General features: G+C 69.0%; 16 protein-coding genes. 5 read left to right on the top strand and 11 right to left on the bottom strand.

Annotation, left to right across the window (positions count from 1 at the left end; genetic code table 11):
- The first annotated feature begins 17 nt into the window (after positions 1-17).
- From KEC56_RS01730 to KEC56_RS01715, 4 genes are all read left to right on the top strand, one after another.
- On the top strand, positions 18-2165 hold the full coding sequence (locus tag KEC56_RS01730; protein WP_227529565.1) for an ATP-dependent Clp protease ATP-binding subunit: 2148 nt from the start codon (positions 18-20) through the stop codon (positions 2163-2165).
- A gap of 246 nt (positions 2166-2411) precedes the next feature.
- Positions 2412-3962 carry a Re/Si-specific NAD(P)(+) transhydrogenase subunit alpha gene (locus KEC56_RS01725; protein ID WP_227529564.1) on the top strand — a complete coding sequence of 517 codons (1551 nt, stop codon included), beginning with the start codon at positions 2412-2414 and terminating at the stop codon, positions 3960-3962.
- Positions 3959-5371: a Re/Si-specific NAD(P)(+) transhydrogenase subunit beta gene (gene pntB / locus KEC56_RS01720; protein WP_264674991.1), complete on the top strand. Its 1413-nt coding sequence runs from the start codon at positions 3959-3961 to the stop codon at positions 5369-5371. The genes KEC56_RS01725 and pntB overlap by 4 nt, the downstream gene beginning before the upstream one ends.
- Before the next feature lie 59 nt (positions 5372-5430).
- Positions 5431-5916, top strand: coding sequence for a hypothetical protein (locus KEC56_RS01715; protein ID WP_227529563.1), 486 nt, complete (start codon positions 5431-5433; stop codon positions 5914-5916).
- On the opposite strand, the gene KEC56_RS01710 is transcribed toward KEC56_RS01715, so the two are convergent.
- The 10 genes from KEC56_RS01710 to KEC56_RS01665 form a co-directional block, all read right to left on the bottom strand.
- Positions 5903-6673 carry an enoyl-CoA hydratase/isomerase family protein gene (locus KEC56_RS01710; RefSeq protein ID WP_227530123.1) on the bottom strand — a complete coding sequence of 257 codons (771 nt, stop codon included), beginning with the start codon at positions 6671-6673 and terminating at the stop codon, positions 5903-5905. The genes KEC56_RS01715 and KEC56_RS01710 overlap by 14 nt on opposite strands.
- A gap of 20 nt (positions 6674-6693) precedes the next feature.
- Positions 6694-7812: a 1,2-phenylacetyl-CoA epoxidase subunit PaaE gene (paaE, locus tag KEC56_RS01705; RefSeq protein WP_227529562.1), complete on the bottom strand. Its 1119-nt coding sequence runs from the start codon at positions 7810-7812 to the stop codon at positions 6694-6696.
- On the bottom strand, positions 7809-8306 hold the full coding sequence (gene paaD / locus KEC56_RS01700) for a 1,2-phenylacetyl-CoA epoxidase subunit PaaD (protein ID WP_372456221.1): 498 nt from the start codon (positions 8304-8306) through the stop codon (positions 7809-7811). Before paaD ends, paaE begins: the two co-directional genes overlap by 4 nt.
- Entirely contained in the window at positions 8300-9139 is an 840-nt protein-coding gene (gene paaC / locus KEC56_RS01695; protein ID WP_227529560.1) for a 1,2-phenylacetyl-CoA epoxidase subunit PaaC, read from the bottom strand. Before paaC ends, paaD begins: the two co-directional genes overlap by 7 nt.
- Entirely contained in the window at positions 9139-9426 is a 288-nt protein-coding gene (gene paaB / locus KEC56_RS01690; RefSeq protein ID WP_227529559.1) for a 1,2-phenylacetyl-CoA epoxidase subunit PaaB, read from the bottom strand. Before paaB ends, paaC begins: the two co-directional genes overlap by 1 nt.
- A complete protein-coding gene (gene paaA, locus KEC56_RS01685; RefSeq protein WP_227529558.1) occupies positions 9423-10409 on the bottom strand; it encodes a 1,2-phenylacetyl-CoA epoxidase subunit PaaA in 987 nt (328 codons plus the stop codon). Before paaA ends, paaB begins: the two co-directional genes overlap by 4 nt.
- A gap of 72 nt (positions 10410-10481) precedes the next feature.
- On the bottom strand, positions 10482-11942 hold the full coding sequence (locus tag KEC56_RS01680) for an HNH endonuclease signature motif containing protein (protein WP_227529557.1): 1461 nt from the start codon (positions 11940-11942) through the stop codon (positions 10482-10484).
- Between the two features lie 100 nt (positions 11943-12042).
- A complete protein-coding gene (gene paaZ / locus KEC56_RS01675) occupies positions 12043-14085 on the bottom strand; it encodes a phenylacetic acid degradation bifunctional protein PaaZ (protein WP_227529556.1) in 2043 nt (680 codons plus the stop codon).
- Positions 14070-14909: a 3-hydroxyacyl-CoA dehydrogenase family protein gene (locus KEC56_RS01670; RefSeq protein WP_227529555.1), complete on the bottom strand. Its 840-nt coding sequence runs from the start codon at positions 14907-14909 to the stop codon at positions 14070-14072. The genes paaZ and KEC56_RS01670 overlap by 16 nt, the downstream gene beginning before the upstream one ends.
- Complete coding sequence (locus KEC56_RS01665) at positions 14906-15664, bottom strand: enoyl-CoA hydratase/isomerase family protein (protein WP_227529554.1); 759 nt, start codon at positions 15662-15664, stop codon at positions 14906-14908. Before KEC56_RS01665 ends, KEC56_RS01670 begins: the two co-directional genes overlap by 4 nt.
- A 119-nt stretch (positions 15665-15783) precedes the next feature.
- On the opposite strand from KEC56_RS01665, the gene KEC56_RS01660 reads away from it, so the two are divergent.
- The gene (locus KEC56_RS01660) at positions 15784-16398 is read left to right on the top strand and encodes a TetR/AcrR family transcriptional regulator (protein WP_227530122.1); all 615 of its coding nucleotides are present in this window, start codon (positions 15784-15786) and stop codon (positions 16396-16398) included.
- A gap of 28 nt (positions 16399-16426) precedes the next feature.
- On the opposite strand, the gene KEC56_RS01655 is transcribed toward KEC56_RS01660, so the two are convergent.
- A complete protein-coding gene (locus tag KEC56_RS01655; protein ID WP_227529553.1) occupies positions 16427-17014 on the bottom strand; it encodes a nitroreductase family protein in 588 nt (195 codons plus the stop codon).
- Positions 17015-17085 lie beyond the last annotated feature (71 nt).

Genomic DNA, 17085 nt, shown 5'->3' with positions numbered 1-17085 from the left:
CGTCTGGGAGGGCGCAGATGACAAACCCCGCACAGCAGGAAGAACAGCAGTCCCCGCTCGAGCAGTTCGGCATCAACCTCACCGACCGCGCCCGCCAGGGCAAGCTCGACCCGGTGATCGGCCGCGACAACGAGATCCGTCGCGTCAGCCAGGTGCTCACCCGCCGCACGAAGAACAACCCCGTGCTCATCGGTGAGCCCGGCGTCGGCAAGACCGCCGTGGTCGAGGGCCTCGCCCAGCGCATCGTCGAGGGCGACGTCGCGGAATCGCTGAAGGACAAGGAGCTCATCTCGCTCGACATCTCGGCTCTCGTCGCCGGTGCGATGTACCGCGGGCAGTTCGAGGAGCGCCTCAAGAGCGTGCTCAAGGAGATCACCGAGTCCGAGGGAAAGATCATCACCTTCATCGACGAGCTGCACACGCTCATGGGCGCCGGCGGCGGAGAGGGGTCGGTCGCGGCATCCAACATGCTCAAGCCGATGCTCGCCCGCGGCGAGCTGCACCTCATCGGCGCGACGACCCTCAACGAGTACCGCGAGTACATCGAGAAGGATGCCGCACTCGAGCGGCGCTTCCAGCAGGTGTACGTGGGAGAGCCGTCCGTCGAGGACACCATCGCCATCCTGCGCGGGCTGAAGGGCCGATACGAGGCGCACCACGGGGTCACGATCTCCGACAGTGCGCTCGTCGCCGCGGCCGCGCTCTCGCACCGCTACCTGCCCAGTCGGCAGCTGCCCGACAAGGCCATCGACCTCATCGACGAGGCCATGTCGCGGCTGAAGATGGAGATCGACTCCTCGCCGGTCGAGATCGATCAGCTCAAGCGCCAAATCGACCGGATGAAGCTCGAGGAGCTCGCCCTGAAGCGCGAGAAGGACGCCGCATCCAAGGAGCGTCTCGGCACCCTTCGCGAGCAGCTCGCGGAGATGGAGAAGGAACTCGCCGGTCTGGAGGAGCGCTGGTCGCGCGAGCGCTCGGACCTGAACCGCGTCGGTGAGTTGAAGAAGCAGCTCGACGACGCGATCACCCAGCGCGACCTCGCCATGCGCAACGCCGATTACACCAAGGCGTCCAAGCTCGAGTACGAGACGATCAAGCGCCTGGAGCGCGAGATCGCCGAGGCCGAGAGTGCCGAGGCTTCGGTTTCGTCGGAGGGCCGTATGGTCAACGAGCAGGTCACCGACGAGGACATCGCCGCCGTCATCGCGGCGTGGACCGGCATTCCCGTCGGCCGGCTCCTGCAGGGCGAGAGCGAGAAGCTGCTGAACCTGGAGAGCGAGCTCGGCCGTCGGCTGATCGGTCAGAAGGACGCCGTGCGCGCCGTGTCGGATGCCGTGCGCCGTTCGCGTGCGGGCATCAACGACCCCGGGCGCCCGACCGGTTCGTTCCTGTTCCTCGGTCCGACAGGTGTCGGCAAGACCGAGCTCGCCAAGGCGCTCGCCGAGTTCCTGTTCGACGACGAGCACGCCATGGTGCGCATCGACATGTCGGAGTACGGCGAGAAGCACTCGGTGTCGCGTCTGGTCGGCGCCCCTCCCGGATACGTCGGTTACGAGCAGGGCGGACAGCTGACCGAGGCGGTCAGGCGTCGCCCGTACAGCGTCGTGCTGCTCGACGAGGTCGAGAAGGCGCACCCCGAGGTGTTCGACGTGCTGCTGCAGGTGCTCGACGACGGCCGCCTCACCGACGGCCAGGGCCGTACGGTCGACTTCTCGAACGTCATCCTGATCCTCACCAGCAACATCGGCTCGCCGATCCTCATCGACCCGGTGATGCCGGTGGAGGAGAAGCGCGAAGCCGTGATGGCGCTGGTCCGTCAGTCGTTCCGACCGGAGTTCCTGAACCGACTCGACGACATCGTGATGTTCCAGGCGCTGTCGGAGGACGATCTCGCGCAGATCGTGGAGCTGTCGATCGATCAGCTGCAGCGCCGGCTGCACGAGCGGCGTCTGTCGCTCGCCGTCACGCCGGACGCCCGCTCGTGGCTGGCCGAGCGCGGGTACGACCCGGTGTTCGGGGCGCGTCCGCTGCGGCGGCTCATCCAGACCGAGGTGCAGAACCGGCTCGCCACCGCGCTGCTGTCGGGCGGCGTGCGCGACGGCGACACGGTTCGGGTTGACGTCGCAGCCGACGGCTCGGGTCTTGTGTTGACCGCGGAGCGCTGAATCCTCCAACCTGCGCCGAGGCCCCCTCTGGTCGTCGACGCCCCTCCTGAAACACGCGAATCAGGAGGGGCGCAGACGATCAGGAGGGGCCTCGGCGTTTCCCATCCGGCAAGAACTCCAGAACTTTCCGGATCGCACAGGGGAAACGATCTCTTTCGCACCAGCACGCGTCGATAGAGTCTCGTCTCATCCGTGTCGACGGCCGACCGTGAGGTCTGCCCCGTCGACGAGAGACAGGAGCAGTGGATGACGCGTATCGGCATCGTGCGTGAACAACCGGGTGAGACGCGGGTCGCCGCGACTCCCCAGACCGTCGGCGCACTGCGAGGGCTCGGGTACGAGGTCGCCGTCGAGACCGGAGCGGGTGCGGCATCCGCCTATCCGGACGACGCCTACGCGGCTGCGGGTGCGGCGATCGTCACCGCGGATGAGGCGTGGGCGGCGCCGATCCTGCTCAAGGTGAACGCCCCGACGGATGCCGAGATCGCGAGGATCGCGGACGGCGCCACGCTCATCGCGCAGCTGAGTCCGAACCTGCGTCCCGAGCTGCGCGAGGCGCTCGCCACGCGCGGTATCACGGCGCTGGCTCTGGATGCCGTGCCGCGCATCTCGCGCGCGCAGTCGATGGATGTGCTGAGCTCGATGGCGAACATCGCCGGGTACCGGGCCGTCGTCGAGGCCGCGCATGAGTTCGGCCGATTCTTCACCGGACAGGTCACGGCGGCCGGCAAGGTGCCTCCTGCCAAGGTTCTCGTCGCGGGCGCCGGTGTCGCGGGGCTGGCGGCGATCGGAGCGGCATCCAGCCTCGGCGCGATCGTCCGGGCGACGGACCCGCGCCCTGAGGTCGCCGACCAGGTGAAGTCGATCGGCGGCGAGTACCTCGAGGTCATCGTCCCCGACGAGCAGAAGGAGGTCTCGAGCGACGGCTACGCCAAGGCCACCAGTGAGGCCTACGACCGCCGCGCGGCCGAGCTGTACAGCGAACAGGCCGCCGACGTCGACATCATCATCACGACCGCGCAGATTCCGGGCCGGGCCGCACCGCGGCTGATCACGGCGGCCGACGTGGCGAGCATGCGCTCGGGCAGCGTCATCGTCGACATGGCCGCGTCGTCCGGCGGCAACGTCGAGGGCTCTGTCCCCGGCGAGCGGGTCGTCACCGAGAACGGCGTGATCATCCTCGGGTACACCGACCTTGCCGGGCGGCTGCCCACCCAGGCATCGCAGCTGTACGGCACGAACCTCGTCAACCTGCTGAAGCTGCTCACGCCCGAGAAGGACGGCCGGCTCGTCCTCGACTTCGAAGATGTCGTGCAGCGAGCTGTCACCGTCGTGCGCGACGGCGAGGAGACGTGGCCGCCGCCTCCGGTTCATGTCTCGGCGGCGCCCGTCGCCAAGGCCGCGGATGCCGCGCCCGCTGTTGCCGAGCAGCAGAAGGGCCTGTCGGCCGGTGCGAAGGTCGGCCTCGTCGCCGCCGGCATCGCCGCGCTGTTCCTCGTGAACGCGTTCGCGCCCGCGCCGCTGCCGCAGCACTTCACCGTGCTCATGCTGTCGGTCGTCGTCGGCTTCTACGTGATCGGCAAGGTCTCGCATGCGCTGCACACTCCGCTCATGAGCGTCACGAACGCCATCAGCGGCATCATCGTCGTCGGTGCGATCGTGCAGATCACGACGCCGAACGTGGTGGTGCAGATCCTGTCCGCGATCGCCGTGCTCGTGGCATCCATCAACATCTTCGGAGGGTTCGTGGTCACCCGCCGAATGCTCAAGATGTTCTCGAAGGGAGCCGAGCGTTGAGCACCCTGGAGATCTCCGCGTCTGTCGCGGGCGCCGCGTACATCGTCGCCGCGCTGTTGTTCATCATGAGCCTGGCAGGGCTCAGCAGGCACGAGTCCTCGCGCGCCGGCGTCGCCTACGGCATGGTCGGCATGGCCATCGCGCTCGTCGCGACCATCTGGGTCACCCTGCAGGGAGCCTGGGGGCAGCCGCAGGCCGCCGCCGGTCTCGTACTGCTCCTCGTCGCGATGCTCGTCGGAGCGGTGATCGGACTGTGGCGGGCGAAGAAGGTCGAGATGACCGGGATGCCCGAGCTCATCGCCCTGCTCCACAGCTTCGTGGGCCTCGCCGCCGTCCTCGTCGGGTGGAACGGGCACCTGCACAGCCCGGGCCTCACCGGTGCGCTGGCCGACATCCACCACGCCGAGGTCTTCATCGGCATCTTCATCGGCGGTGTGACCTTCACCGGTTCCATCGTCGCGTTCCTGAAGCTGTCCGGGCGGATCACGTCCAAGCCCCTCATGCTGCCCGGCAAGAACGTGCTGAACCTCGGCGCGATCGTGGTGTTCATCGCGCTGACCGTCTGGTACGTCATCACGCCCTCGCTCGTGCTGCTCATCGTCGTCACGGCACTGTCGCTCGCGCTCGGCTGGCACCTGGTGGCGTCCATCGGCGGCGGCGACATGCCCGTCGTCGTCTCGATGCTCAACAGCTACTCGGGTTGGGCCGCCGCCGCGGCCGGCTTCCTGCTCAACAACGACCTGCTCATCGTCACCGGTGCGCTGGTCGGATCGTCGGGTGCCTACCTGTCGTACATCATGTGCAAGGCGATGAACCGGTCGTTCATCTCGGTGATCGCCGGCGGGTTCGGCATCGCCGCGCCCGCTTCTGATGATGTCGATCACGGCGAGCACCGCGAAGTGGATGCCGCGACCGCTGCCGACATGCTTGCGAACGCGTCGACCGTCGTCATCACCCCCGGCTACGGCATGGCGGTCGCGCAGGCGCAGTATCCCGTCGCGGAGCTGACGCAGAAGCTGCGCGATCGGGGAGTGGACGTGCGCTTCGGCATCCACCCTGTCGCCGGGCGCCTGCCCGGGCATATGAACGTGCTGCTCGCCGAGGCCAAGGTGCCGTACGACATCGTGCTCGAGATGGACGAGATCAACGACGACCTGGCATCCACCGCCGTCGTCCTCGTGATCGGCGCGAACGACACCGTCAACCCGGCGGCCGCCGAGGACCCCGGCAGCCCCATCGCCGGCATGCCGGTGCTGCGCGTCTGGGAGGCCGAGAACGTCATCGTGTTCAAGCGGTCGATGGCCTCCGGATACGCCGGCGTGCAGAACCCGCTGTTCTTCCGCGAGAACGCGCAGATGCTGTTCGGCGACGCCAAGGAGCGCGTCGACGACATCCTGCGGGCGCTGTAGGCGGGCGCGCCGCGCCGCGCCCGGCGCGCGCCCGCCGCGGGGAAGCTACGCTCGGGGCCATGAACTTCTCGGGCAATCGGTTCGTGCGGGTGTTCCACTGGATCGCGCCGGTGCTGCTGACGTTCCTCGTCGTGTTCGGGCGCGGCTTCTTCGGCGCGCCGATGGGGTGGATGGCGCTGATCGGGTTGTTCGTCGGTCCGTTCGTGATCCTCGCGATGTACGTCGCGCCGATCGTGGTCGTCTTCGACCGCGACGCGAGAGCGGCGCGCAGCACCCGGCTGTTCTACGACATCGCCAGCTGGGTGACCTGGGCGGCGCTGCTCGTGATGATGTTCACGCTCGAAGACGGCGGGGATGCACCGCCGTTCGGCTCGGTGCTCTCCACGTGGGGCTGGATGAGCAGCGAGGCGTCATCGAACATCTTCGCCGTTGCGCTGATCATCGCGTTCCTCGGCTGGGTCGGCACGATCGTCACCGCGATCATCGGGGTCGTCGACTCCCGCCAGGGAAAGCGCATCTCGGTCACGACGCTCACCGACCGGTGAACTCCGGCCGCCGCTTCTTCTGGAACGCCGCGAAGCCCTCGCGGTAGTCGGCGGTGTCGCGCAGGGCCGCCTGGTTCGCGTTCTCGGCGGCGACCGCATCCCACAGCGCGAGGCGCTCGTCGCGCAATCGGGCGATGAGGCGCTTGCTCGCGAGGAACGCCTGCGTCGCGCCGGCGGCGGCGCGGGATGCGGCATCCTCGGTCGCCTGCCGAACCTCGTCCGCCGGCAGCACCTGCGAGAACAGCCCGGACTGCACGGCCTCGGAACCGCTCATGAGCCGGCCCGTGTAGATGAGGTCGAGGGTCTTGTGGGCGCCGAGCCGCTCGTAGAACAGCGCATGCCCGCCGGAGTCGAGCGTCGCGCCGAGGGCCGCGAACGGTGAACCGATCCTCGCGGATTCGGCGACGTAGACGACATCAGTGGCGATCAGCAGACCGAGGCCGACACCGAGGCACGCGCCGTGCGCGGCGGCGAATGTCGGCGCGGGGAACGCCGACATCTTCTGCACCAGCGGAGTCACGAGCCCGCCGAGGAAACCTGTGACGTCATCCGTGGCGGGATCGACACCCGCGATATCGCGACCCGCGCAGAAGCCCGGTCCCTCGCCGCGCAGCACCAGGGCTCGGACGCGGGCGGCCTCGGCATCGTCGTAGGCGGTGCTGAGATCGGCGAGCGCCTGCACGTCGAGCGCATTGCGCTTGTCCGGAGCGTTCAGCACGACGTGGGCGACGTCGTCCGCGATGGTGAGGTCGATCATGGTCGCTCCGGTCTGCTGCATCAGGCGTCGTAGTCGACGACGACTCTTTCGGTGGTCGGATGGGACTGGCACGTGAGCACGTAGCCGCGTTCGAGCTCATCGGGCTCGAGTGCGTAGTTCTCGGTCATCCGCACCTCGCCTTCGAGGAGGCGCGCGCGGCAGGTTCCGCAGACCCCTCCTGCGCACGCGAACGGCACGTCGCCGCGGACGCGGAGCGCGGCATCCAGGATCGCCTCGTTCGCCGGGACCGGCGACTCGACCGTCGATGAGAGGCCGTCGAGCGTGAACTCGATCGTCCGCACCTCGTCGCCGTTGTCGATCACGACGGGGCGGCCGCGATCGACGCGCGGTCCGTCGGCGTCGTTCGTGAAGAGTTCGAAGCGGATGCTGCCGGCCGGAACGCCGCGCCGTTCGAGCATCTCGCGGCAGAGCGCCACGAGCTCGAACGGCCCGCACAGGAACCACTCGGTCACACGTGCAGGTGGGAGCAGCCCGTCGAGGATCGCCCCGAGCTTCTCCGCGTCGATGCGCCCCGACAGCAGGGGCGCGGTGCGCTGCTCGCGCGAGAGCACGTGGTGCAGCGCGAGCCGCGATGGGTAGCGGTCCTTGAGGTCGGCGAGATCGTCGAGGAACATGACGTCCTGCGTGGCGCGGTTCGTGTAGACCAGGCTGAACTGCGCCGTCGGCGAGGATGCCAGCACGTGAGCGGCCAGCGACATCATGGGCGTCACGCCGGAGCCTGCGGCGAGGCCCGCGATGTGCGCGTGATCGAGGTCGGGGAGGTTCGTGGTGAACGTGCCCTCGGGACTCATGACGTCGATGCGATCGCCGGACTTGAGGTTCTCGTGCGCCCAGACCGAGAACAGCCCGCCGAGGTCGCGCTTGATGCCGACCGAGATGCGGCTGTTCCCTGAGCCTGTCGAAGGGGCCGGCGGCCGGCAGATCGAGTAGCTGCGGCGCACCTCATGCCCGTCGACGTGCGCGCGCAGCGCCACGTACTGCCCCGGCAGGTAGTCGTAGTCGCCTTCCAACTCGGGAGGGACCGCGAAGGTCACCTCGATGCTCTCAGCGGTCAGCGGCCGGACCTCGGCGATCTCGAGTTCGTGGAAGCGCCCGCGGCGGCGCGTCGTCGTCGTCATATCGCTTTGAAGTGGTCGAAGGGCTCGAGGCACGCGCGGCACTCGTAGAGGGCCTTGCACGATGTCGAGCCGAAGCGGGAGACCTCGCGGGTGTCGATCGACCCGCAGCGCGGGCACTTAACGGCAAGGCGCAGCCGGATCGGCCCCTGAGCCAGCGCCGCGCGTCCCGACGGGGGAGCGATGCCGAACTCGGTGAGCTTGCGCTTTCCGGCATCCGTCATCCAGTCCGTCGTCCACGCCGGTGACAAGGTGGTGCGCACCTCGACGTCGTCGAAGCCGCCCGCAGTGAGGGCGAGGATCACGTCGTCGCGCATGGCGTCGAGTGCGGGGCATCCGCTGTAGGTCGGCGTGAGCGTGACGGTCACGCGCTCGCCGTCGACGGTCACGTCGCGGAGCACGCCGAGGTCCTCGATCGTGAGCACAGGAACCTCGGGGTCGGTCACGGTCGCAGCGACGGCCCAGGCCGCCTCGCGCCGAGTCGCCGTCGTCACCATGTCGCCCCCGGATGCTGCCGGGCGAGCACCTGCATCTCGGCGAGGATGCGCGCGAGCGCGGGGAAGTGGCTGCCGCGGCGCCCGCCGGCCATCGACGGATTCACGTCGGGGACCTCGAGCTCCGCTTCGGCGAAGACGGCGTCGATCGCGGCGTCGAAGGCTGCGCGAAGCGATGACGGACGCGCGGCGATGGCGCCCAGCCGGTCGATCAGCGGTTCGTCGCGGAACAGCTCCTCGACGTACGGCCACACGTCGGTGACGGCGCGGACCATGCGTCGTCGCGATTCGTCGGTGCCGCCGGCGAGGCGCAACGTCCACTGCACGGCGTGATCGCGGTGGTAGTCGACCTCTTTGAGCGCCTTCTCGGCGATCGCGGCGAGGGTCGCGTCGGTCGAGCGGCGCAGTGCCGAGTACAGCTCGAAGAGATAGGCGGATGCCGCGAGCTGCCGCGCGATCGTCTGGGCGAAGTCGCCGTTCGGCTGCTCGAACAGCCAGGCGCTGCGGAAGTCGGGTTCGTCACGGAAGTACGCCAGGTCGTCCTCGCTGCGCCCGTCGGCGGTGCCCGCGTAGCGGAGCAGCGAGCGGGCGTGGCCGAGCAGGTCGAGGGCGATGTTCGCGAGCGCGACGTCCTCTTCGAGCTCGGGGGCGCGGGCGATCCACATGCCGAGCTGCTGCGACAGGATCAGCGCATCGTCGCCGAGCCAGAGCGCGTACTCGGCCACATCGGCGGTCGCGACCGCGTCTTCGCTGCCCGCGAGTTCGGCGCTGAGGTCGAGCTCGTCGACCGTGACGGCGCCGTGCGGGTCCGGTCCCTGAGCCTGTCGAAGGGTCATCACAGGTGCGGCACCCCCTCGGAGGCGGTGTAGTACACGGCGTGACGGTAGTTCTTGCCGGCGGGGCTCTCGAAGAACGAGCCCTTCGCGTCGGGGGCGCTGGCGGTGATGGCATCCGACGGGACGACCCAGATCGACGTGCCTTCGCCTCGGCGCGTGTACAGGTCGCGGGCGTTGCGCACGGCGAGCTCGGCATCCGGTGCGTGCAGCGAACCCGCGTGCACGTGGCTCATGCCGCGGTTGGCGCGCACGAACACCTCCCACAGCGGCCAGGTCTCCTCACTCATGCGGCCACCCCGGTTTCCGATCCCTGAGCCTGTCGAAGGGTCGTCTTGCGCGCGTACTCGGCCGCGGCCTCGCGCACCCAGGCGCCGTCTTCGTGCGCCTCGCGCCGCGCACGAACGCGCTCGGCGTTCATCGGTCCGCGTCCGGCGAGGACCTCGAAGAACTCGGTCCAGTCGATCTCGCCGCCGACGTACTGCTGCGCCTCCTCATCGAAGCGCAGCTCGGGGTCGGGCAGGGTGACGCCGAGCACCTCCGCCTGGGGCACGAGCATCCCGATGAAGCGCTGACGCAGCTCGTCGTTCGAGAAGCGCTTGATGTTCCAGACCATCGACTGCGCCGAGTTCGGGGAGTCGCCGTCGGGCGGCCCGAACATCATCAGCGATGGCCAGTACCAGCGGTTCACGGCATCCTGCGCCATCCGGCGCTGCGCATCCGTGCCCTGCATGAGCGTAAGGAGGATCTCGAAGCCCTGCCTCTGGTGGAACGACTCCTCCTTGCAGACCCGCACCATGGCGCGCCCGTAGGGGCCATAGGATGCCCGGCACAGCGGCACCTGATTGCAGATCGCGGCGCCGTCGACGAGCCATCCGATCGCGCCCATATCGGCCCACGTCGGGGTGGGGTAGTTGAAGATCGACGAGTAGCGGGCCCGACCGGTGATGAGCTGGTCGGTCATCTCGTCGCGCGTGATGCCGAGGGTCTGGGCGGCCGAGTACAGGTACAGACCGTGTCCGGCTTCGTCCTGCACCTTCGCCATGAGGATCGCCTTGCGCTTGAGGCTCGGGGCTCGGGTGATCCAATTGCCCTCGGGCTGCATGCCGATGATCTCGGAGTGCGCGTGCTGGCTGATCTGACGGATGAGCGTCTTGCGGTAGGCATCCGGCATCCAGTCGCGCGGCTCGATGCGCGAGTCCGCGGCGATGATCTCGTCGAAGCGGCGCTGCTCGGCGCTGGTCTCTTCGGTGCCGATCTCTTCCTCGGTCACGGCGACTCCCTCGTCTTTACTGACCGTGCGTTCAGTAATTCTCTCACATCCGAGGGGATCCCGCATCGTCGCCTATCCGGCCCGTTCTCGTATTCGGGGACGCGGGGCTCCCGCTGGATGCCAGCGCTGCTTGCTGTCCCACCATGCCGGTCCCCGGATCTCGGGGACACCGCGGTTCATGCGGATCCGCCATTCGGAGAGGTGGAGGTTGCGGTGATGCCACCAGCACAGCAGGACGCCGTTGTCGGTGTGGGTAGGGCCGCCGTCGGCGTACTCGGTGACGTGGTGGATCTCGCACCAGGATGCCGGCACCGTGCACCCCGGAATGACGCAACCACCGTCGCGGAGCGTGATCGCCCGGCGCTGCAGGGCGTTGAAGATGCGGGCGGAGGTGCCGAGGGCTGCGATGCGGCCGTTCTCGTCGAACATGACCCGCTGGATGCCGCCCGCGCACCCGGTCTGCGCGGCGACGCGCGAGGGGATGCGGTCGCCCGTGTTGAGGATGGTCGCCCACCCGGCCCCGGATGCATAGTCCTCGGCTCTCACGGTGACGACGAGTGTCGGAGCGGCGCCGCCGAGGTCGGAGAACTCGCCCGAGCGTGCGGCAGCGTTCACGATCATCGCGAAGGCGTCGTGCAGCTTCTGGGTTCGCGTGCGCCGATCGATCTCGGCCGAGGTGAGCACGTAGCCGCCCGGTGTCACGACATCGTCGGCGCTGTCTTCGAAGCGCACACCGGCGGTCGGGTCGTCCGGTCCGTCGACGCGCGGGTTGAGGATGCTGTCCTGCAGCAGTTGCAGTTGCCCGGCCACTTCGGGAAGGAGGTTGCCGCGGATCGGGACGCTGCCGTCGCGCTCGCGCCCGATGGTGAGGCTGCGTGCACGTGCCCCGGCGCTGTCGGACGGTTCGGCGCCGTCAGGGTCGAGGTAGGCGACGAGCACGCAGGAAAGGATCCTGAGATCCTCGGGTGCGGGCTGCGGCCCGGAATCGACGGCCCTGCCTTCGTGGTCTCGGATGACACCGAGGGCGAGGTCGGCGAGCTGCCGGTCGGCCTCGAGCCGGTCTTCGTCGAACATCCGGTCGCGGGACTGCTCGAGGGGCTCGATCGCAGCCAGGAGTCCGGCGGTGCCGATCGCCCCGGAGAGCATGGCCGCGCGCAGTTCGGGGTAGCGGGCCGGCACGAACTCGCCGCTCGACATGCCGCGGATCCGGCTCGTCAGGCGCGCGGCCTTCACGACACGGTTCGCGTCACGCGTCTCGGTGCGGGTCAGCGCCCGAACGAGGTCGACCGGCCGGTCCCACCCGTACTTGGCGGTGATCTTGTCGTCGCGCATCGGCGCCGAGCGCTCGAGGACCTGGACGGATGCCTCGACCTGCAGCGCTTCGATCCGCTTCTGAATGCGGCCGCTCGCCTCGAGAAGGGCTGCTATCTCAGCATCCGCGAGGCCGGGGATCTCGTCGCGATCGAACGCATCGCGGCCCGCCCCGGCGAGAGACCTGTCCAGGTCTTCGAGGTGGTCGACGATGCTGTTCATACCCTCTATTCAACAGGGGGCCACCGACATTCCCACCCGAGAAACCGGCAGATCAGGGAACCTTTTCGAACAACGTGCATCGCATCTGACGTGCCGCCGACTACTCCTTCGAAACCAGCGTCAGCACGTCGTACGTGGCCACCGTCTCGTCGTCCTGGTTGCGGATCACGGCATCCCACCGCACCTCCCCGTACTCGTCCGTCTCGCGGGGCGTGATCTGCTTGGCCGTCAGTTCGACCCGGATGCTGTCTCCCGGCGACACCGGAGTGATGAAGCGCAGGTTCTCGAGCCCGTAGTTCGCAAGCACCGGGCCGGGTTCCGGGTCGACGAAGAGCCCCGCCGCCCAAGACACGAGCAGGTAGCCGTGCGCGACCCGTCCGGGGAAGAACGGGTTCGCCGCGGCTGCCTCCTCGTCCATGTGCGCGTAGAACGTGTCGCCGGTGAAGTGAGCGAAAGTCTCGATGTCCTCGAGCGTCACCTCGCGGGTGTGCGATGCGATCTGATCGCCGATCCGCAGCTGCGCGAGCGACTTCCGGAACGGATGGATGCCGTCCTCACGCGCCCCAGCACCTGCATGCCACTGGCCGGTGATCGCCGTCAGCATCTCGGGCGAGCCCTGCACGGCCGTCCTCTGCATGTGATGCAGCACAGCCCGGATGCCGCCGAGCTCCTCGCCGCCGCCGGCGCGGCCAGGTCCGCCGTGCACGAGACCCGGCATCGGCGAACCGTGCCCGGTCGACGAGCGCGCGTCGTCGCGATCGAGGAAGAGCACGCGCCCGTTCCACGGCGCCACCCCGGCCATGATCGCGGTGGCGAACGCCGGGTCGTGGGTCGCGACGCTCGTCACGAGCGAGCCGCCGCCGCGGGCGACGATGTCGGATGCCTCTGCCACGGTGTCGTACGTGATCAGCGACGACACCGGGCCGAACGCCTCCACCGTGTGGACGGCGTCGCCGTCCGCGTCGTCGAAGCGTAGCAGCACCGGGTCGACGAACGCTCCGTCGCCCACCGGTGCGTCAGACGAACCGATCACGATCCGCCCTCCGCCTGCGACAAGCGCCTGCACCTGTCGCAGCACCTCATCGCGCTGCTCCAGCGACACGAGCGGACCCATCGTCACGCCCTCCTCGCGCGGATCGCCCACGACCGTTTTCTCATCGAGACGCGCCCGCACCGCTTCGATCACGGCATCCGCCTGACCGGTCGGGACGATCGCCCGGCGGATCGCCGTGCACTTCTGCCCGGCCTTCGTCGTCATCTCGACGACGAGCTGACGGACGTACGCGTCGAACTCCGGCGTGCCCACGACCGCGTCAGGGCCCAGCACGGAGGCGTTGATCGAGTCGGTCTCGGCCGTGAAGCGCACGCCGGCCGGCGTGCGCTCGCGCAGCGAGGCGGCGGTCGATGCGCTTCCGGTGAATCCGACGACGTCGCCCAGACGCAGCTCGTCGAACAAAGAAGGCACGCTCCCGCTGACGAGTTGCAGCGAACCTGCCGGGAGCAGGCCCGACTCGACGAGGATCCGCACCATCGCCTCGGTGAGATACCCGGTCGGCGTCGCCGGCTTGATCAGCGACGGCATCCCGGCGAGGAACGCCGGCGCGAACTTCTCGAGCGGACCCCAGATCGGGAAGTTGAAGGCGTTGATCTGCACCGCGACGCCCGGCAGACGCGTGCACACGTGACGACCGAGGAAGCTGCCGTCCTTCGACAGCGGCTCGACCGGTCCGTCGACGTACACGTGCGCGTTCGGCAGTTCACGGCGGCCCTTGCCGGAGTACGCGAACAGCACGCCGATGCCGCCGTCGATGTCGACCCACGAGTCCGCCTTGGTCGCACCGGTGCGCGCAGACAGCGCGTACAGCTCGTCCTTGCGCTCGGTCACGGCGAGCGCGAACTGCTTCAGCAGCAGCGCCCGCTGATGGAACGTCAGTTCGCCGAGCGACGCCTGACCGACCGAGCGCGCATGTTCGAGAGCCGCAGCGAGGTCGAGCCCGGCGGTGCTCACCCGCACGATCTCCTCGCCCGTCGAAGCATCCCGCACGACCGTGGCCTGCGCGTCCGCCGAAGGCTGCCACCACGCGTCGCGCACGTAGCTCGGCAGTATCGCGGTCTCCGTCGCCACGGTCATGGTGTCTCCCATTCGTAGAATCCTTCGCCGCTCTTGCGGCCGAGCTTTCCCTCGGCGACGAGGCGCCGCAGCAGATCCGGAGGAGCGAAGCGGTCGCCCAGCTCGGCCTGCAGCTCCTCGGCGATGCCGAGCCGCACGGCGAGCCCGACGATGTCGGTCGTGCGCAGCGGACCGATCGGATGCCGGTATCCGAGCTCCATCGCGCGGTCGATGTCCTCCGCCGACGCGACGCCGGACTCCAGCATCCTGATCGCCTCGAGCGCGAGCGCGACCCCGAGCCGGCTCGACGCGAAACCGGGGGAGTCGCGGACGACGATCGGCGTCTTGCCGATCATCTCTATCCACCCGCGGCCCGCATCCACGAGTGAGGGATCTGCCGCCGACCCGACCACGATCTCGACGAGTGCCGACGCCGGGACCGGATTGAAGAAGTGCAGGCCGAGGAACCGCTCGGGGCTGGTGAGAGCGGAAGCCAGTGCATCGATCGAGATCGATGACGTGTTCGACGCCAGCACGGCCTCGGGCGCCACCGCCTCCATGCGCCGAAGAGCATCTGTCTTGAGCGCACGGTCCTCCGGCACGGCTTCGATCGCGAGCTCGCATCCGGCGAATGCGGCGAGGTCGATGCCGACCGCGAGGGCGCTCTCCAACACCCGCGCATTCGCGGACGTCGCCCCGCGCTCGACCGAACGCGCGATGCTGTCGCGGATGCGGGCGGTCGCAGCATCCGCTGACGCGTCATCGCGCTCGACGACGACGACGTCGCATCCGGCGAGGAGGAAGGCGTGCGCGATGCCGGCGCCCATCCGTCCACCGCCGAGGACTCCGACCTTCACCGGCGCCCGTTCCGCTCGAGGAACTCGGTCATGCGCTGCATCTTCTCCGGGCTCTCGAACAGCTCGGCCTGCAGGTCGCCGTCTATCGCGGGGTGCGCGTCGCGCGGCGCATGCAGCGCGGTCTTCGTGTGCCGGACGGCGAGGGGATCGGCAGCGGCGATGCGGTCGGCGATCGCGTGCGCGGCATCCATCAGCTCCTCCGGGGAGTGGATGCTCGAGATGAGGCCTGCAGCGCGTGCCTCGTCCGCGTCGAGCGAGCGACCCGTCAGCAGCATCTCGGAAGCGAGTCCCTCGCCGACGATCTCGCGCAGGCGCCAGGTGGCGCCGGCCGCCGCCATGATTCCGAGGTTCGGCTCGGGGTTTCCGATTCGCAGACGCGTCGTGGCGATCCGGATGTCGGCCGCGTACGCGAGTTCGGCACCGCCGCCGAGGGCGTAGCCGTCGAGGGCGGCGATCACGGGCATGGGCAGGTCGTGGATGCGGATGAACGCCACGGCGTTGATGCCGCGATGCGCATCCTCCGCGCGCCGGGCTCGCAGCTGGGCGATGTCGGCTCCTGCGGCGAAGTCTTCGCCGGCTCCCGTGAGGATCAGGGTGCGCGGGGCTGCCTCGAGTTCGGCGCACAGCACGTGAAGCGCGTCGATCATCTCGCGGTCGATCGCGTTGCGCTTGTCGGGACGGTTCAAACGCGCGACGACGCGGTCAGTGCGGTGTTCGATGAGCAGGGGGTCGCCGGTGGGCGGGACCTGGTCCATCGGACCTCCTGACGTCGTCGTCGGCTCGTCGGTATTTTCTGATCGTTCGTTCAGTAATAGGGTATGACATGGACGCCCACCGCGGCAATCAGGATGCCGACGCCGACGCGCGTGCCAGGATGGATGCCGTGCCAGCCCCCGATCAGACACCGGTCCGCCGAGGCCGCCCCGGCTACGACCGGGACCGGATGCTCGAGATCGCCGTCCAGGTGTTCATCGAGCAGGGCTACGACGCGACATCGGTGGCGTCGCTGGCCGAGCGGCTCGGGCTGTCGAAGTCGGCGTTGTACCACCACTTCTCCTCGAAGGAGGAGCTGCTCGAGGTCGCGCTGGACGAGGCGCTCGGCGGTCTCGAAGGCGTGCTGGCGGATGCCGGAGGCCGATCCGCCCGGGAGCGGCTCGAGCACGTGCTGCACGGCGCCGTGCTCGTTCTCGTCGACAAGCTCGCCTACGTGACGCTGCTGCTGCGGGTACGGGGCAATAGCGAGGTCGAGCGCGCGGCGCTGGAGCGCAGGCGCGCCTTCGACCGTCGCGTCACGGCGCTCGTGCGCGCAGCGCAGGACGAGGGGACGGTGCGCAGCGACATCGATCCCTCGGTCGCCACCCGACTGCTGTTCGGCATGGTCAACTCGATCGTCGAGTGGTACCGGCCGAGCGGCGGCGAGGGTGGCGCGGATCTCGCGCGAGTCGTGCTCGCGGTTGCGCTCGGTGGGCTCGCAGACGAAACGGGCTGAATGAGCGCAGCGCGTCGAAGCCTGAGAGTCAGGCGCTCGCGATGACCGTCTCGGCCAGCGGACGGCGGACGCGAGGCGCAACCTCACGCTGCTGAAGCTTCTCCGACAGTGCCGTGGCGTCGCCGAGCTCGCCGAGGGCGATCACCGAGACCGGGGTGAAGCGGTCCTCGACACCGGGCAGGGCCTGCAGCGCATCGCGCTCGACACCGCCCATCTGATGCACGAACAGGCCATCGGCGTGCGCCTGCACCGAGAGGTGTGCGACGGCCTGGCCCAGGTCGTACTGCGCCCACGGGTGCGGGTTGCCGTCGGCATCCGCTTCCTCGGCGAACGCGGCGATCAGCACCTGCGCAGCGCCCGCCCACTCGCGGTTGAAGCCCATGAGAGCACCCTCGATCGCGGCGTGCAGATCGGTGCCGCGTCGAGCGACGACGAACCGCCACGGCTGCGTGTTGCTGGCCGACGGCGCCCACCGTGCCGCCTCGAGAGCGGCCATCAGCTTGTCCTCGTCGATCGGCGACGACGGGTCGAACGCGCGCGGACTCCACCGCGCGGCGAGGACGTCGAGGACGGGGACGGAGGTGGATGCGGTGCGCTCGAGAGTGGACGTGCTCATGGGTGCCTTTCGGGGTCGAAGCCTGTGCCGACCCCGTCGTCCGCGTTCAGCAGTCTAGAACGCATCTATGC

It is taken from the genome of Microbacterium tenebrionis (assembly GCF_020682665.1).
Taxonomy (GTDB): Bacteria; Actinomycetota; Actinomycetes; order Actinomycetales; family Microbacteriaceae; genus Microbacterium; species Microbacterium tenebrionis.
This window is presented reverse-complemented; position numbering and strand designations above follow the sequence as displayed.

Coding starts and splice junctions, on each gene's coding strand:
- paaC (WP_227529560.1), bottom strand. CDS start 9,139: ATGACCCTTCGACAGGCTCAGGGACCGGACCCGCACGGCGCCGTCACG.
- KEC56_RS01710 (WP_227530123.1), bottom strand. CDS start 6,673: ATGATCGACCTCACCATCGCGGACGACGTCGCCCACGTCGTGCTGAAC.
- KEC56_RS01725 (WP_227529564.1), top strand. CDS start 2,412: ATGACGCGTATCGGCATCGTGCGTGAACAACCGGGTGAGACGCGGGTC.
- KEC56_RS01680 (WP_227529557.1), bottom strand. CDS start 11,942: ATGAACAGCATCGTCGACCACCTCGAAGACCTGGACAGGTCTCTCGCC.
- paaZ (WP_227529556.1), bottom strand. CDS start 14,085: ATGGGAGACACCATGACCGTGGCGACGGAGACCGCGATACTGCCGAGC.
- paaE (WP_227529562.1), bottom strand. CDS start 7,812: ATGACGACGACGACGCGCCGCCGCGGGCGCTTCCACGAACTCGAGATC.
- paaD (WP_372456221.1), bottom strand. CDS start 8,306: ATGGTGACGACGGCGACTCGGCGCGAGGCGGCCTGGGCCGTCGCTGCG.
- paaB (WP_227529559.1), bottom strand. CDS start 9,426: ATGAGTGAGGAGACCTGGCCGCTGTGGGAGGTGTTCGTGCGCGCCAAC.
- KEC56_RS01665 (WP_227529554.1), bottom strand. CDS start 15,664: ATGGACCAGGTCCCGCCCACCGGCGACCCCCTGCTCATCGAACACCGC.
- KEC56_RS01730 (WP_227529565.1), top strand. CDS start 18: ATGACAAACCCCGCACAGCAGGAAGAACAGCAGTCCCCGCTCGAGCAG.
- KEC56_RS01715 (WP_227529563.1), top strand. CDS start 5,431: ATGAACTTCTCGGGCAATCGGTTCGTGCGGGTGTTCCACTGGATCGCG.
- KEC56_RS01660 (WP_227530122.1), top strand. CDS start 15,784: ATGGATGCCGTGCCAGCCCCCGATCAGACACCGGTCCGCCGAGGCCGC.
- KEC56_RS01655 (WP_227529553.1), bottom strand. CDS start 17,014: ATGAGCACGTCCACTCTCGAGCGCACCGCATCCACCTCCGTCCCCGTC.